Annotated in this window: 11 protein-coding genes; 4 read left to right on the plus strand and 7 right to left on the minus strand. The window is 65.2% G+C overall.

Going from position 1 to position 15,568, the window contains the following annotated elements; translation table 11 throughout:
- Positions 1-25 precede the first annotated feature (25 nt).
- Positions 26-2,500 (minus strand): penicillin acylase family protein, encoded by a 2,475-nt coding sequence (locus DAEP_RS0104725; protein WP_027243846.1) that lies wholly within the window; start codon positions 2,498-2,500, stop codon positions 26-28.
- Between the two features lie 116 nt (positions 2,501-2,616).
- On the opposite strand from DAEP_RS0104725, the gene DAEP_RS0104730 reads away from it, so the two are divergent.
- On the plus strand, positions 2,617-3,489 hold the full coding sequence (locus tag DAEP_RS0104730; protein WP_008555670.1) for an NAD(P)-dependent oxidoreductase: 873 nt from the start codon (positions 2,617-2,619) through the stop codon (positions 3,487-3,489).
- A 102-nt stretch (positions 3,490-3,591) separates the two neighbouring features.
- Here the strand turns inward: DAEP_RS0104730 and DAEP_RS0104735 are convergent, their stop codons facing one another.
- Entirely contained in the window at positions 3,592-4,167 is a 576-nt protein-coding gene (locus DAEP_RS0104735) for a lipid-binding SYLF domain-containing protein (RefSeq protein ID WP_008554972.1), read from the minus strand.
- Between the two features lie 139 nt (positions 4,168-4,306).
- On the minus strand, positions 4,307-5,305 hold the full coding sequence (hemB, locus tag DAEP_RS0104740) for a porphobilinogen synthase (protein ID WP_008556775.1): 999 nt from the start codon (positions 5,303-5,305) through the stop codon (positions 4,307-4,309).
- A gap of 185 nt (positions 5,306-5,490) precedes the next feature.
- On the opposite strand from hemB, the gene DAEP_RS0104745 reads away from it, so the two are divergent.
- Together DAEP_RS0104745 and mfd are read left to right on the plus strand one after the other, a co-directional pair.
- On the plus strand, positions 5,491-6,012 hold the full coding sequence (locus tag DAEP_RS0104745; protein WP_008553416.1) for a hypothetical protein: 522 nt from the start codon (positions 5,491-5,493) through the stop codon (positions 6,010-6,012).
- Between the two features lie 71 nt (positions 6,013-6,083).
- Positions 6,084-9,539 (plus strand): transcription-repair coupling factor, encoded by a 3,456-nt coding sequence (gene mfd, locus DAEP_RS0104750; RefSeq protein WP_027243847.1) that lies wholly within the window; start codon positions 6,084-6,086, stop codon positions 9,537-9,539.
- 55 nt (positions 9,540-9,594) lie between these two features.
- Here the strand turns inward: mfd and DAEP_RS0104755 are convergent, their stop codons facing one another.
- The 4 genes from DAEP_RS0104755 to DAEP_RS0104770 form a co-directional block, all read right to left on the minus strand.
- Entirely contained in the window at positions 9,595-11,268 is a 1,674-nt protein-coding gene (locus tag DAEP_RS0104755; RefSeq protein ID WP_027243848.1) for a tetratricopeptide repeat protein, read from the minus strand.
- Between the two features lie 60 nt (positions 11,269-11,328).
- The gene (locus DAEP_RS0104760; RefSeq protein WP_027243849.1) at positions 11,329-12,552 is read right to left on the minus strand and encodes a multidrug effflux MFS transporter; all 1,224 of its coding nucleotides are present in this window, start codon (positions 12,550-12,552) and stop codon (positions 11,329-11,331) included.
- Positions 12,553-12,704: 152 nt separating this feature from the next.
- Positions 12,705-13,370: a DsbA family oxidoreductase gene (locus DAEP_RS0104765; protein WP_027243850.1), complete on the minus strand. Its 666-nt coding sequence runs from the start codon at positions 13,368-13,370 to the stop codon at positions 12,705-12,707.
- Entirely contained in the window at positions 13,367-14,872 is a 1,506-nt protein-coding gene (locus tag DAEP_RS0104770; protein WP_027243851.1) for a class I adenylate-forming enzyme family protein, read from the minus strand. Before DAEP_RS0104770 ends, DAEP_RS0104765 begins: the two co-directional genes overlap by 4 nt.
- A gap of 64 nt (positions 14,873-14,936) precedes the next feature.
- On the opposite strand from DAEP_RS0104770, the gene DAEP_RS0104775 reads away from it, so the two are divergent.
- On the plus strand, positions 14,937-15,560 hold the full coding sequence (locus DAEP_RS0104775) for a helix-turn-helix domain-containing protein (RefSeq protein ID WP_008555864.1): 624 nt from the start codon (positions 14,937-14,939) through the stop codon (positions 15,558-15,560).
- Positions 15,561-15,568 lie beyond the last annotated feature (8 nt).

Below are 15,568 nucleotides of genomic sequence, written 5' to 3' on the forward strand. Positions count from 1 at the left end.
CCCGTTTTTTATTGCCCCGTTCTGCTTACCGGGGTGTGATCCGGGTGATGCCGACCGCTGCCGCGCGGGCCAGGTCCTCATCCAGCGACATCGGGATATACTCACCGCGGCGCCATAGCTGGGCCATGTCGTCGTAATAGCGCGACAGCGGGTGGCCCGACTGGCCGGTGGACACGATGAAGACCGAGCTGTCGGGATCGGCGAAATCATAGACTCCGCGGTAGCCGGCCGCGTGGATGTTCTGGAACGGATCGGGATCCTTGCCGGAGCTTTTGCCGCGCTGCAGGGTGTTGTCGCTGCCGCTGGTGGACTGGCGGATGTTCACGAAATAGCGCAGCAGCGGCACGTCGCCCAGAACCGCGTGGTCCTGAACCGCCTGATGGGCGTCGCCCCAGCGCAGCGATTCCAGCGCGCTGCCATAGCGTTCCTCGATCCAGATCAGGGCATCGTCCAGCGCCAGCCGGGCCATATCGGTGCAGGTTTCGGCACGCGCGCTCTGGCGCACGTTGCACCAGGCGGACGCGCCCTCCACATCGCGGAACACGCGCTCGATGAAAAGCGGCTCCACATGGCGGAAGGATTTGGCCACCGGCCCCAGCTCATCCGTGATCAGCCGCGCCTGCAGGGCCCGCACCCAGGCGGCATAGATCAGAGGCTCCGGAAGATGCTCGTTCATCTCGCCGTTCCATTCCGACAGCAGGGTCAGGGCAATCTGGCGCTGCCGTTCCCGGGTGCCCGCGGGGGCGGCCTCCCCGGTGAACCACAGGTCGGCGCCGATCAGCGGCAACAGCGTGCGCGCGGTGTAGGACACCGTGTCCAGTTGCGCCTCGATGAAGCTGTCGCGGGTGTGGACCTCGCGGTTCTGCATCAGCTTTTGCCAGCGGTGGATGCGCTGGGTATCGCCCCAGTCAAAGGAGACGTGGGCCGGGAAGGCGCGGTCGAGGATCTTGTTGTTGGTGTTGCCCAGAATGCCGCCGGCGGGGCGCAGGAACTCAGGGTTCTCCGCGTAGGGCGCACGGCCCTGCCAGCGGTTTTCCGGGTGCCAGCCCTGACTGGGCATCCGGCCCTTGCTTTGATGCCTGGGGTCGCGGGCCGGGAAGGCACCAACGGTCTTCATCGCGATGGTATCGGCGTCCGCCAGCGTCAGGTTCTGGGAGGGTGCGATAAAGTCCTCGCCCGCGGCGATGGCCTCCTGCACTGAGGTGCTGCGCATCAGGTTAATGGCCGCGCTCATCGAGGTGTCCTTGGGGCTGAGCACGGTCCAGCTGAGCGACACCACATGGCCGGGCGGGGTGATCTCTGCCAGATTGAACATGGAGCCGGGCAGAACCGGGCCGTTGTCCGTCCAGCGCAGGGTCAGGGTGACAGGCGCCGCGTCCTTGATCTTGATGATCGAGGGGCGGGAGACGAAGTCCTTGTAGCCGTCAACACTCAGGTATTCCTGCGGGTTTTCCGGGTTCAGCTTTTCGATGAACAGATCCTGGTCATCAAGGTAGGAGGAGGTGACGCCCCAGCCGAGGCTGTCCGACCGCCCGGTGATGACGGCCGGGATGCCGGGGATGGTGCCGCCGATCACGCCGCCGGTGCCCAGCTCCAGACGCGCCAGGTACCAGACCCCGGGCGCGCTGAGGCCCAGATGCGGGTCATTGGCCAGCAAAGTGCCGCCCGCCGCCGAGCGGCTGGGCGCGGCGGCCCAGGCATTGGAGGCGCCGGCCAGTCCGCGCGGCGCCACCGGGAACAGCAGGCTGTCCTCCTCAGCGCTGTCCGCAGAGGCGAATTGGCGGGCACCGGGCACAAGCTCGGCATATTCGGGCAGCGCGGTGATACCGGTCCCCGGCGCATCCGGCAGAATATCCTTGATCCGGGTTTCGTCATCCAGCGCCAGCGAGGTGCGGGCGCGCAGGATTTCTTCGCGCATGTGGCCGGACAGCTGCAGTGCCATCAGCTTCATGATCGCGATGCTGTCGGCGGGCTGCCAGGGCGGCAGCGGCATGTCGAACAGGAACATTTCCGGCGCGCCGCGGCCAAGCGCGTCCTCGTTGATTTCCAGCAGCCGGGCGTTGACGCCTGCGGCATAGGCATTGAGCGCGGTCATCGCCTCGGGCGATTGCACCTGCAGCGATTGCTGCGCCAGCCGGTACAGGTCCAGCCGCCGCAGGTAAGTGTCGGTCTCCACCGTGCGGGTGCCGAAGATCTCCGACAGGCGGCCCTGGGCGGTGCGCCGCATCACCGCCATCTGCCACAGCCGGTCCTGGGCATGGGCATAGCCGAGTCCGAAATAGACATCCTCGTCGCTGGCGCCGTAGCTGCCGAAGATATGCGGCACATTGGCGTTGTCGCGGACAATCTCAACCGGCGAGGACAGGCCGGGCAGGGCGAGTTCCTTGTTATACTCGGGCAGCGACTGCGAGGCGAGGTAGTAGATCAGCAGGGCGGCGAGAACGCTCAGCAGAATCAGCCCCGCAGCAATGCGCAGAAGCCAGCGGAAAAGATGTCCCATCAGCGGTTGTTTCCCATTGGGTTTTTGTCATTTCCACCGGCCGGCAGATTGCGCCCTGCGGCGGCGGTGGTAGGGTTGGCGACAACATATGCGAAGACAGATCAAGGGAAAAGCAGATGGCAAAAATCGCGTTTCTGGGCCTCGGCGTCATGGGCTATCCGATGGCCGGGCACCTGCAGGCCGCGGGCCATGAGGTCACCGTCTACAACCGGACCGAGGCCAAGGCCAAGGCCTGGGCCAAGGAGCACGGCGGCCATTTTGCCGCCACCCCGCGCGCCGCGGCCTCCGGGGCGGAGTTCGTAATGGCCTGCGTGGGCAACGACGATGACCTGCGCTCGGTGTGCCTGGGGGCGGATGGCGCCTTTGCCGGCATGTCCAAGGGTGCGGTGTTTGTCGACCACACCACGGTGTCGGCCAAGGTGACGCGGGAGCTTTACGCCGCGGCGCGGCAGCACGGCACCGCGTTTGTCGATGCGCCGATTTCCGGCGGTCAGGCCGGCGCGGAGAACGGCGCGCTGTCGGTCATGTGCGGCGGTGATGAGGATGCCTATGCGCGCGCAGAACCGGTGATCGGCGCCTACGCCCGCATCTGCCGCCGCATCGGCGAGAGCGGTGCCGGGCAGATGACCAAGATGTGCAACCAGATCGCCATTGCCGGCCTTGTGCAGGGCCTGAGCGAGGCGCTGCATTTTGCCGAAAAGGCGGATCTGGACGGGCGCGCGGTGGTCGAGGTGATCAGCCAGGGCGCGGCGGGCAGCTGGCAGATGGCGAACCGTTACGAGACCATGCTGGACGATCACTTCGAGCACGGTTTTGCGGTGGACTGGATGCGCAAGGACCTGGGCATCTGCCTGGATGCCGCGGATGAAACCGGCGCCAGCCTGCCGGTGACGGCGCTGGTCGATCAGTTCTACAAGGATGTGCAGAAGATGGGCGGCGGGCGCTGGGACACCTCGTCGCTGTTCAAACGGCTGCGCAACTTGGGCTGAGCGGAAATGAAAATGGCCTTTCCGGCTGGAAAGGCCATGCCTCCGGCGGGGATATTTCGGGCCAGAAGAAGGAACGGGTCCTTGCTGGCGGGGACCGCCTCTTCAGGGAATGATGCGGGTGTATTTGGTGCCTTCCAGGGTGGCGCCCACGCGCAGGCCGGCCTGGCCGAAGACGGCGGCGAGCACCGGCGAGGTCAGGGTGTTGGTGTCGGCGGTCAGCGAGTTGCCCTCGTCGCGGATCACATATTCCACATCGGCCCCTGCGGCCCAGCCGGAGGAGCGGCGGAAGCCGGCCAGCGCGTCTTCGGTCATGAAGAACAGCACATGGGCATACTGCTGGGCGCCGATCTGCAGGCCTGCGTTGCCCTTGACGGTGGAATAGTAGTCAACGGTCACGCCGTTGATCCGAAGCGCGCCGCGGCCATAGGCGCCGCCGAAGACAAAGCCGGCCTCAGTGACCAGCGGCATCACCAGCATCCCGGTGGATTTTTCGGCCAGGATGCGGGTGTTGGGGTACTGGCTGTACATCTGGTTCAGCGTCGCATCAACGCGGGCGTCGATGGTGGCGGCGTTGCTGTTGCCGACGCCGTTGCCGCAGGCGGCGGTGACGCCGGCACCGGCCAGGGCGGCGAGGGCAAAACCGCGGCGGGTCATGCGGGAAGAGGAAAAACTGCTCATTTCTCAGGTGCCTGTAATGATTTTCTGCAAGGCCGGTTTGGCCCGGCTCTGGGTTTGTGTATACGCGGAAAACCGCTGCCTGTCATCAATTGCAAAGCGGTTATTGGCGGCTTCCCGCTGAATTGATCCGGTGCCGGTGTCAGCCGTTCAGAAGCTTGGCCGCCGCCGGGGCGAAATAGGTCAGGATGCCGTTGCAGCCGGACCGCTTGAAGGCCATCAGGCTTTCCATCATCACCTTTTCGCCGTCGATCCAGCCGTTCTGCGCCGCGGCCTGGATCATCGCGTATTCGCCGGAGACCTGATAGGCATAGGTCGGCACGCCAAAGGCGGATTTCACACGGTGGCAAATGTCCAGATAGGCGATGCCGGGTTTGACCATCACCATATCGGCGCCTTCCATCAGGTCGCGCTCGATCAGCCGCAGCGCCTCGTCGCTGTTGGCCGGGTCCATCTGGTAGGTCTTCTTGTCGCCCTTCAGCGCACCGGAGGCCCCGACCGCATCGCGGAACGGCCCATAGTAGGCAGAAGCGTATTTGGCCGCGTAGGAGAGGATCGCGACGTTGTGGTGGCCTGCCTGTTCCAAGGCGTTCCGCATGGCGCCGATGCGCCCGTCCATCATGTCGGAGGGGCCGATGATGTCCGCCCCGGCATCGGCCTGGGCCAGGGTCATCTTGACCAGCGCCTCCACCGTTGCGTCATTGACGATCTCGCCGTCCACCACATACCCGTCGTGCCCGTTGATGTTGTAGGGGTCCAACGCCACGTCGGTCATCACCGCAATCTCCGGCGCCGCGTCCTTGATGGCGCGGATCGCACGGTTGGTCAGGTTATCCGGGTTCCAGGCCTCGGCGCAGTCCTCGGTCTTGAGCGAGGCATCGGTGTAGGGGAACAGGCAAATGGCCGGGATCCCCAGCGCCTGCGCCTCGACCGCGGCTGCGGCGATCTTGTCCACCGAACGGCGCATCACGCCGGGCATCGATGCGACCGGTTCCTCAACGCCGTCGCCGTCGCGGACAAACACCGGCCAGATGAGGTCGGACGGGGTCAGGGTGTTTTCCTGCACCAGATTGCGGATCGCCTGGCTGGCACGGGTGCGGCGCAGGCGGGCGGCGGGAAAGGGCGCGACGGTGGGCTTCATGGCGGTCTCTCGTTTTGGCTGGCCCATGGGTGGCATGGAAGCGGTCCCGGGAACAAGGGGCACATTCGCCGCGCCGGAAAACTTGTGCAACCTGCGGGGCTTGCCTGTGCGCGCTTCCCGGTTGATATAGGTCCGGTTGACGATATTCAGGCCCGGAGATCTGCGGGCGCAAGATGGGGGCTGGCGTGGATCTGCTTCACATTATCTATGAGATGATTGAGCTGCGGTCATTCTCCAACCTGTGGTACTGGATTTCGCTGGCGGTGCTGTGGTCCTCAGCCAGCCATTGGATCCTGGGGGTGCCCTATGACATGGTCTACAGGGCGCAGCGCAAGGGCGGCCAGGCGGAACAGGACCTTGAGGATATTGCCCGGGTCAACGTGAACCGGCTGATGTATATCTCCGAGGTGTCGGGGCCCTGGCTGGTGGCGCTGTCCTGTTTCCTGCTGTCCGGCCTGGCGATGCTGGGCTTTGTCTATCTGCTGGAAATCGCCCAGGCGGTGTTTCTGCTCGCCTTCCCGATGGCGGTGGTCGGGGTGATCAGCTATTTCACCGCCCGCCGCATCGCGCGGGAAAAGGCCACGGGCGAGGCGCTGCGCAGGCGCCTGGCCTTTTGCCGCCTGTATATCCAGTTCATCGGCGTCATATCCATTGTGGTCACCGCGTTCTGGGGCATGTATCAGAACCTGACGATCGGAGCATTGTGACAGGCGGCGCAACAGGCGGCCGGGCAGGTGCCGGGCCGGGGCGCTTGGCGGATTTCTGGAGAGGATAACGCATGGCACAGCGTGCAATCACCATGGGCGGCGCGCCCGAAGGGTTCGACGCCCGGCTGATCCTGAAAGAGGTGCAATCCTCCGGCGCGCCGGTGCTGCATGTCGCCCGCGACGACAAGCGGATGGAGGCGATGCGGGCCGCGCTGGCCTTCTTTGCGCCGGACATGCCGGTGTTTGTGTTTCCGGGCTGGGACTGTCTGCCCTATGACCGGGTGTCGCCCAACGCCGACATTTCCGCGGCGCGGATGGCCACCCTGGCGGCGCTGGTGCACCAGATGCCCAAGCAGTTCGTGCTGCTGACCACGCTCAACGCCGCCAGCCAGCGGGTGCCTGCACGCGAGGTGCTGCGCGAGGCGGCCTTTACCGCCCGTGTTGACCAGCGGATTGATGAGGAGGCGCTGCGCAGCTTTTTGGTCCGCATGGGGTTCACCCAAAGCCCGACGGTCATGGAGCCGGGCGATTATGCGATCCGCGGCGGTATCATCGACATCTTCCCGCCGGGCGAAAGCGGCCCGGTGCGGCTGGACCTGTTCGGCGATGTGCTGGACGGCGCGCGGCGGTTCGATCCGGTGTCGCAGCGCACCACGGAAAAACTGGAGGTGGTGGAGCTGGCGCCGGTCTCCGAGGTGATTCTGGATGAGGCGGCGATCACCCGGTTCCGGCAGAATTACCGGATCGAATTCGGCGCTGCCGGGACCGACGACCCCCTCTATGAAGCGGTGAGCGCGGGGCGCAAGCACCAGGGGATCGAGCACTGGCTGCCGTTTTTCCATGAGAAGCTGGAGACCCTGTTCGACTACCTGCCGCAGGCGTCGGTGACGCTGGATGATCAGGTGACGCCGTCGCGGCTGGCGCGCTGGGACAGCATCGAGGACCAGTATCAGACACGCAAGCACGCGATGACGCAGAAGGGCCGGATCGACACGGTCTACAAACCCGCGCCCCCGGGGCTGCTGTATCTGGACGATGCCGCGTGGGAAGCGGCGGTGGCGGACATGCGCGTGGTGCAATTCCACCCGCTGCCTCAGGCGTCCGGGCCTGGCACCGTGGATGGGGGCGGGCGCATCGGCCGCAATTTCGCGCCCGAGCGCCAGCAGGAAAACGTCAGCCTGTTCGGGGCATTGGCCGCCCATATTAAAGCGCGGATGCAGGAAGGGCCGGTGTTGGTCGCCTCCTATTCCGAGGGCGCGCGGGAGCGTCTGGCCGGGCTGATCGAGGATGAGGGCCTGGCGGAAGCCATTCCGGTGATGGACGGAACCCGCATCGGCAAGTCCGGCCTGCATCTGGCGGTCTGGGCGCTGGAACATGGGTTCGAGGCGCCGGGCCTGACGGTGATCTCCGAACAGGACGTGCTGGGCGACCGGCTGATCCGGGCACCGAAGAAACGCCGCAAGGCGGAGAACTTCCTGACCGAGACCCAATCGCTCACTCCCGGCGATCTGGTGGTGCATGTCGACCACGGCATCGGCCGCTACAAAGGGCTGGAGGTGGTCACCGCCGCGGGTGCGGCGCATGAATGCATCCTGCTGGAATACGCCGAAGCGGCCAAGCTGTACCTGCCGGTCGAGAACATCGAGCTGTTGTCGAAATACGGCCATGAGGAAGGCCTGCTGGACCGTCTCGGCGGCGGCGCCTGGCAGGCGAAGAAAGCCAAGCTGAAGGAACGCATCCGCGAGATGGCGGACAAGCTGATCCGCATCGCGGCGGAGCGTGCCCTGCGCAAGGCCCCGGTGATGGATCCGCCGCCCCACGCCTGGGAGGAGTTCTCGGCCCGCTTCCCCTATCAGGAGACCGACGACCAGCTGCGCGCTATCGAGGATGTGATGGAGGATCTGCACTCGGGCCAGCCAATGGACCGGCTGATCTGCGGCGACGTCGGTTTCGGCAAAACCGAGGTGGCAATGCGCGCGGCCTTTGTCGCGGCCATGTCCGGACTGCAGGTGGCCGTGGTCGCGCCGACCACGCTGCTGGCCCGCCAGCACGCTGCCTCCTTCAAGGACCGGTTCCGCGGATTTCCGTTGGAAGTCAGGCAGCTATCGCGCTTTGTTGCCGCGAAAGAGGCCAGCAAAACCCGCGAGGGGCTGGGCAAGGGGACGGTTGATATCGTGGTCGGCACCCACGCCGTGCTGGCCAAGTCCATCAAGTTCCAGAACCTCGGCCTGCTGATCATCGACGAAGAGCAGCACTTTGGCGTCGCCCACAAGGAGCGCTTGAAACAGCTGCGCAGTGACATCCATGTGCTGACCCTGACGGCAACACCGATCCCGCGCACGCTGCAGCTTAGCCTGACCGGGGTGCGGGATCTGTCGATCATCGGGACGCCCCCGGTGGACCGTCTGGCGATCCGCACCTACGTCAGCGAATTCGACAGCGTCACCATCCGCGAGGCGCTGCTCCGTGAACATTACCGCGGCGGCCAGAGCTTCTATGTCGTGCCGCGGATCACTGATCTGCCGGAGGTCGAGGAGTTCCTGAAAGCGCAGCTGCCGGAGCTGACTTACGTCGTGGCGCACGGCCAGATGGCAGCGGGGGAACTCGACGACCGGATGAACGCCTTCTATGACGGCAAATACGACGTTCTGCTGGCCACCACGATTGTGGAAAGCGGTCTGGATATTCCCACTGCCAACACGATGGTCGTGCACCGCGCTGACATGTTCGGCCTGTCGCAGCTCTATCAGATCCGGGGCCGGGTGGGCCGTTCGAAAACCCGCGCCTATGCCTACCTCACCACCAAGCCGCGCCAGCGGCTGACCCCAGCAGCGGAGAAGCGTCTGAGGGTGCTGGGGTCGCTGGATACCCTTGGCGCGGGCTTTACGCTTGCCTCGCAAGACCTTGATATCCGGGGCGCGGGCAACCTGCTGGGTGAGGAGCAATCCGGCCAGATGCGTGACGTCGGCTACGAACTCTACCAGTCGATGCTGGAGGAGGCGATTGCCAAGATCAAGGCGGGCGAGATGGAAGGGCTGTCGGACGCCGACGATCAATGGGCACCGCAGATCAACCTTGGTGTGCCAGTCCTGATCCCGGAGGAATACGTCCCGGATCTGGACGTGCGCCTGGGCCTTTACCGCCGCCTGTCGTCGCTGTCGACCAAGGTGGAGCTGGAAGGCTTTGCCGCGGAGCTGATCGACCGCTTCGGCAAGCTGCCCAAGGAAGTGAACACGCTGATGCTGGTGGTGCGGATCAAGGCGATGTGCAAACGCGCTGGCATCGCCAAGATGGATGGCGGCCCGAAGGGCGCGACGATCCAGTTCCACAACGACAAATTCGCGTCGCCGCAGGGGCTGGTGGAGTTCATCCAAGGCCAGAACGGTTTGGCCAAGGTGAAGGACAACAAGATCGTCGTGCGCCGGGATTGGAAAAAGGACGCCGACAAGATCAAGGGCGCCTTTGCCATTGCCCGCGATCTGGCAGAGAAGGTGGTGGCCGAAAAGAAGAAGGCGAAGGCCGGGTAACGGGCGCCAGGGAAATTCAAATTTCCTTGGCAAATTTCTTTCTCAAGAAATTTTCTCAGCCGCAGCAGCCGTCCGGCGCCATCGCAGCCTGAGCGCAGAAACAGGACGCGCCCACGGCGCGGTCAGCGCGTGCCAGCGCCAGATCCAGTTTCTGCTTTATATGTTTTATCTCAATGCCTTCGCCGCGGGCTTTCAGGCAATCGTGCAGGCCCTTGAGGCTCCAGATATTGTCCGGATGGACCGACGCGCGCGGCAGGCTGCCATCCAGCCCGAGGTCGGCGCGGTAGGCTGCTTCGGCCTCTGCCGTCTGGCCCTGCTCCAACAGCAGCGCCCCCAGCGCGTGGCGGGTGGGCTGCATCCAGCCCCAGGGTTCATCATAAGGCAGGTTGTCGTCCAGCTCTGCCGAGCGGCGCAGGTGGGCGAATGCCGCATCATAGTTCTGCTTCCGGTATTCGATCTCTCCGCGCAGCATTTCTGCCGCGATTTCAAGCAGGTCCACCACGCGGTTGTTGTGGAGAAGCCGGGTGTCCGGCACCCGGGCCTTGGCCGCCAGGAACTGCTGTTCCTCTGCCTCAGCCTCTGCCACGCGGCCCGTTGCGGCAAAGGCGATGGCGCGGGCGTAATGGGTGTTGGCCGTGAGGGTCCGGTACAGTTCCGGGTCCGAGGGCAGCTCCAGCGCCATCGCCTCCTCCCAGCGGCCAAAGCGGACCAGGATATGGGGATGCATCGCCATGTAGCTTTCGAAATAATCCGCCATCGGCGGGCTTTCGATCCGCAGCATGTCTTCCGGCGTGGTGTCGATAATGCCCTGGTTGGCCGCAAGCGCAGGCTCGATCTGGCCCAGAAACATCGCCCCGAAAATGACGAAGTGGTAATTGTGCTGGCGGTAGCCGGTATAGATGTTGAAGGCGCCTTCGCGCTGGTAGTACTTGAGGTCTGCCTCAATCGCCTTTTGGTTCCAGTGCACAACGCTGTGGTAGTCGCCGCACAGCACGTCGATATGGGTCGGCATATGCACCAGATGGCCCGCATCCGGCACCAGCGTGCGCAGCACGTCGGCGGCCTTCAGCGCCTTCTCCGGCACAGGCGACATCTCCATCAGATGCACATAGAGGTGCAGCAAGCCCGGATGCTGCATGGCGCCGGGGGCGTTGTCCATCGCCCATTCCAGAACCTCCTGCGCTTCCAGCGTGGCGGCACCGTCGGCGGGCTTGCCGGCTTTCAGGTCCCACATCTGCCAAGGTGTCAGGTTCAACAGGCTTTCGGCATAGACCGTGCGCAGGTCCAGGTGATCGGGGCAGGCGGCAAAGGCTGCGCGCATCGCATCGGCAAAGGCGTAATCCCAGGCGTGCATGTCTTCCACCGCCTCGCGCTGGGGATAGCGGACCTGCAGGGCGCGGATCAGCTGCTGTTCCGCTTCAGAGCAGCCCTCGATGCAGGCCAGCGCCGATCGGGACGCGTCATAGGCCTCCGCCAGCGCCTTGGCGCGGCCCTTGTCGTCGCGCAAGGCCCAGGGCAGGTTGTAGTTCGGCCCGGCCGCATAGGCGACGCCCCAATGGGCCATGGCGCAACGCGGATCCTGCTCCAGCGCCCGCTGGAAACAGGCGATGGCTTCTTCGTGATTGTAGCCATAGGTCCAGACCAGGCCGCGGTCGAACCAGCGCTGCGCCTCGGGCGAGGTGGTGGTCACCGGGCAGGAATAGCTGCCGAGGTCATAATCGTAGCCCATGAAATAACCTCCCCAAATGATTGGAGAGGTTAGGGTTTGGCTTGCGCGCCGGCAAGGCCGTTATTCGGCGGGCAGCCGCGCCTCGGCCCGGGCCATTTGCAGCATCAGCACAAACGCGAGCGCTGCCATGGTCAGCAGGCCCGCGCCCAGCGGCAGCAGCGAGCCGTCGAACAGCAGCCCGACCGGGGCGGCAATGGCGGCGGCCAGCACGGTGGAGATCGCCCCGATCACCGAGGCCGCCATGCCGGCGATATGGCCCATCGGCTCCATCGCGATGGCATTCAGGTTGCCCAGCGTGGTGCCGGCCAGGAAAAACACGCTGGTCTGCCAGGCGATGAACAGGCCGAACAGCAGCCCGCCCGGCAGCGGGCTGGAGCTGAGGAACAGCATGGCGGCAGAGACAACCATCTGGACAGCAAGCGACCAGGTCACGATGCGCCGCATCCCGACCCGGACCACGATGGCGGCGTTCAGCAGGCTCGCCGTTCCGGCCATCAGCGCCACAAAGCCGAACCAGAACGGAAAGCTTTCGGCGCGGTCAAAGATCACGTCATAAACCGGCTGCACCATCGTCAGCATGGTGAACAGCATACCCAGGCACAGGGTCTGCACCATGATCGACAGGCGCACGGTGGGGTGGCTCAGCATCTCCGTCACCGCGCCCAGCAGCAGCGGCAGGCGGAACGGACGGCGGTTTTCGCGCGGCAGGGTTTCCGGCAGGCGCAGCCCCATCCACATCACCACGATGACGGCAAAGATGGCGAAGGCCAGGAAGATGCCGCGCCACCCGGAAAACGCGATGATGCCTGCGCCCAGCATCGGCGCGAAGGCCGGCACCAGGGTAAAGATCATCATGGCAATCGACATCAGCCGCGCCATTTCCCGGCCCGCGTACAAATCGCGCACGATGGCGATGCCGACGATGCGCGGCCCGGCGGCTCCCAGACCCATCACCACACGCGACGCCAGCAGCAACTCCAGCGAGTGCGACCTCCAGGCAACGGCGGCGGCAAGGATATACAGCACGGCACCGCCGGCAATCACGCGCTTGCGGCCAAAGGCATCGGACAGCGGCCCGGTAAAGAAGGTGCCGATCCCCATGCCCAGCACAAAGGACGTCAGCACCAGCTGCGCTTGGTTCACGTCGTCCGGGCTCAGCGCCGCGCCGATTTCGGGCAGGGCGGGCAGCATCGCGTCGATGGAAAAGGCAATGGTGGCAAACATCATCGCGATCAGCGCGATGAACTCAGCCTTGGCCATGCCATGGGCGGGGGACTGTGACATCTGAAACCTCTAACAGCTCTACAGAGGGGCCCGGCGCAATAGGGCCGGTCTGGGAGCCGTCCGCCTCCGCTACCATAAACCAGCCAGCCGTGCCAGCGCCCGGCTGCACAGGAGCCTGTGCATAGTTGCGATGCTAACGGTTTTACGGCCGCTTATTGGCCGTCTTCTGCCTTCAGCTGCTGCAGGATGTCTTCGATCACTTGCTTCCACAGCTCCGGCAGCTGTGCACCGGGAACCGCGTGCTGGCTGGCGACGATGAAGGTCGGCACCGAGGTCACGCCCATCTTGCGGGAATGCGCGTCGCGGTCGCGGATCACCTGCACATCGCTGTCGCCCTGCAGCAGGCGCGCTACCACATCTGCGTCCATGCCTGCCTCTGTCGCGATTTCCGCCAGAACCGCATGGTCTCCGATATCCTTGGCCTCCACGAAATAGGCTTTGAACAGCGCATCCACGACCTGAGACTGCTTGCTCTCGATCCCGGCCCAATGGATCAGCCGGTGCGCGTCCAGCGTGTTGGGGGTGCGCTTCATATCCTCGAAGCTGATCGTCAGCCCGGCCTTCTCCGCATGTTCCACCACCGGGGCATAGGCTTTCACCGCGGCCTCTTTGCCGCCGAACTTGCGCTCCAGATAGTCGCGCCGGTCCATGCCCTCGCGCGGCATGTCAGGGTTCAGCTGGAACGGGTGCCACTCGATCACGAACGGATGGTCCGGCACCTCGGCCAGCGCCTTGTCCAGATGGGTCTTGCCGATATAGCACCAGGGGCAGATCGGGTCCGACAGGATGTCGAGCTTGACTGTGGCCATTTGGGTCATCCTTTGAACAGGGCAGGCAGGGCGCGGCGCAGCAGTTTGCCGTTGGCGCCGGTGGGCAGCGCGTCCAGGCGGACATAGGCGCGGGGCTGCTTGTAGCGGGCCAGGCGCTGGGATGCAAAGGCCTGCAGGTCTTCCGTCTTCAACTCTTCGGGACCGGTATAGAAGGCGGCGATGACATAGGTGTCTTCCTTCACCTCCACCGCGGCGGCGCCGGCCTGGGTGATGCCCGGATGGGCCGCCAGCGCGGTTTCGACCTCGATCGGTGAAACCCGGTAGCCGCCCGCATTCATCATGTCGTCAACGCGCCCCAGGTAACGGATCTGCCCGTCTGGCGACATCGCGCCCTGGTCGCCGGTCAGGAACCAGTCGCCCTGGTAGCGGGCCGCGGTTTCCTCCGGCGCGTTCAGATAGCCGAGCATCAGCCCGGGGTCGGAGCGGTGGATGGCAATGGTGCCTTCCTCGCCCATCGGCACCGGCCCGTCAGCGCCGGTGATTGCGACTTTGCGGCCTGGCTGCGGCCGGCCCAGGGCGCCGTCCTGCGCCGGCTGCGAGGGGGACGCGGAAATGAAGGTCGAGCATTCCGACATGCCAAACGCCTCGTACAGCCCGCAGCCGGTGGCGGCGTCCCAGCTTTCGTAAAGATGGCGTGAGAGCTTTTCACCTGCGCAAAGCCCGTGCCGCAGGCCCGGCAGGTCCAGCGGGGCGCCGCGCAGCATCTTGCGGTACACGCCCGGGGCGGCGGCGAAGATGGTCGCGCGGTGCCGCCGCAGCAGCTCCGGCAGGTCTTCGGGCGGGGTTCCGGGGGCCGGGATCAGTGCCGTTGCGCCGGCCGCCCAAGGGTCCATCAGCCCGGTGCCCAGCGTGTAGGTCCAGTTGAACGCGCCCGCGTGCAGCAGCCGGTCCTGTCCGGTCAGACCGTACCAGCCGTCCACCATCATCTGGCGTGCCCAAACCGCCCTGTGGGCGTGCGCCACGGCGCGCGGATTTCCGCTGGTGCCGGAGGTGTAGACGACATAAGCCAGCCTGTCCGGCTCTGCGAAGGCATAATCGCAGGGGGCGAGCCGGTGCATTTCCAGCAGCTGTGCGGTGCTGATCTGCAGCGGGTGACTCGCACAGGCCACAGCCGGATCCCGCAGAACCGCCGCAGGCTTCAGATCCGCGATGATCCGGGCGGTTTCAACCTCCGTCAGCTGGGTTGAGGTGGGCACCGCCACCAGCCCGGCGGCAATGGCGCCGAGATAGGCGACCGGAAACTCGACCGTGTTCCCAAGCCGCATCAGCACGATGTCACCGGGCTTGAGACCGGCCGCCAGCAGCCCGGTTCCGGTGCCGCGCACCGCCGCCTCCAGCCGGGCAAAGCTCCAATCATCGCTTGCATCGCCCGACAGAACCGACAGCGCGGTCTTCTCCTCCAGCCGCCCGGCATGGCGCAGCACATGGGCGGCCAGATTGAAGGGGGACGGGCAGGGCGCGAACGGCCCCTGATCAAAAACAGACAGCATGGCAAATGGCTAGCCTGCGCTGTCCTGCGTTGCAAGGTGCGCAGGTGCGGCTTATAGAGTGCCTATGACTGGCCGTGACCCGAAATCCCTGATCACCATCGCCCGTGCCAACGGCGGCGAAGACAACGCAGAGCCGCTGGATCTGGGCGCCCGGGTGCGGGAGTTGCGCAAGGCGCGGGACTGGACGCTGGAACATGCGGCCAATCAGGCCGGGCTGGCGCGCTCCACCCTGTCCAAGATCGAAAACGGCCAGATGTCACCGACTTACGAGGCGCTGAAGAAGCTGGCCGTGGGCCTGCAGATCTCGGTGCCGCAGCTGTTCACCCCGCCGCAGCGCGATCAGGTGAACGGCCGGATGACGGTGACCAAATCCGGCGACGGATCGGCCCATGCCACTGCCACCTATGAGCACGAGCTGCTGGCCGACGGGCTGACACGCAAGCAGATGCTGCCCTACCGGGCACGGGTGCGCGCACGGTCGATGGAGGAATTCGACGGCTGGGTGCGCCACGACGGCGAGGAATTCCTTTATGTGCTGACCGGCGTGGTCAAGCTTTACACGGAATTCTATGAGCCGATCGAGATGCGCCGCGGCGACAGCGCCTATTACGACGCGGCCATGGGCCACAACGTCATCTCCGTCAGCCCCGAAGATGCCATGATCCTCTGGGTGACGTCGCTGGCCTGACGGCGGGC

It is taken from the genome of Leisingera daeponensis DSM 23529, from assembly GCF_000473145.1.
Classification (GTDB): domain Bacteria; phylum Pseudomonadota; class Alphaproteobacteria; order Rhodobacterales; family Rhodobacteraceae; genus Leisingera; species Leisingera daeponensis.

Excerpts from the sequence above, each read along its gene's own strand:
- DAEP_RS0104725 (WP_027243846.1), bottom strand. The coding sequence starts at position 2,500 with ATGGGACATCTTTTCCGCTGGCTTCTGCGCATTGCTGCGGGGCTGATT.
- DAEP_RS0104730 (WP_008555670.1), top strand. The coding sequence starts at position 2,617 with ATGGCAAAAATCGCGTTTCTGGGCCTCGGCGTCATGGGCTATCCGATG.
- DAEP_RS0104735 (WP_008554972.1), bottom strand. The coding sequence starts at position 4,167 with ATGAGCAGTTTTTCCTCTTCCCGCATGACCCGCCGCGGTTTTGCCCTC.
- hemB (WP_008556775.1), bottom strand. The coding sequence starts at position 5,305 with ATGAAGCCCACCGTCGCGCCCTTTCCCGCCGCCCGCCTGCGCCGCACC.
- mfd (WP_027243847.1), top strand. The coding sequence starts at position 6,084 with ATGGCACAGCGTGCAATCACCATGGGCGGCGCGCCCGAAGGGTTCGAC.
- DAEP_RS0104755 (WP_027243848.1), bottom strand. The coding sequence starts at position 11,268 with ATGGGCTACGATTATGACCTCGGCAGCTATTCCTGCCCGGTGACCACC.
- DAEP_RS0104760 (WP_027243849.1), bottom strand. The coding sequence starts at position 12,552 with ATGTCACAGTCCCCCGCCCATGGCATGGCCAAGGCTGAGTTCATCGCG.
- DAEP_RS0104765 (WP_027243850.1), bottom strand. The coding sequence starts at position 13,370 with ATGACCCAAATGGCCACAGTCAAGCTCGACATCCTGTCGGACCCGATC.
- DAEP_RS0104770 (WP_027243851.1), bottom strand. The coding sequence starts at position 14,872 with ATGCTGTCTGTTTTTGATCAGGGGCCGTTCGCGCCCTGCCCGTCCCCC.
- DAEP_RS0104775 (WP_008555864.1), top strand. The coding sequence starts at position 14,937 with ATGACTGGCCGTGACCCGAAATCCCTGATCACCATCGCCCGTGCCAAC.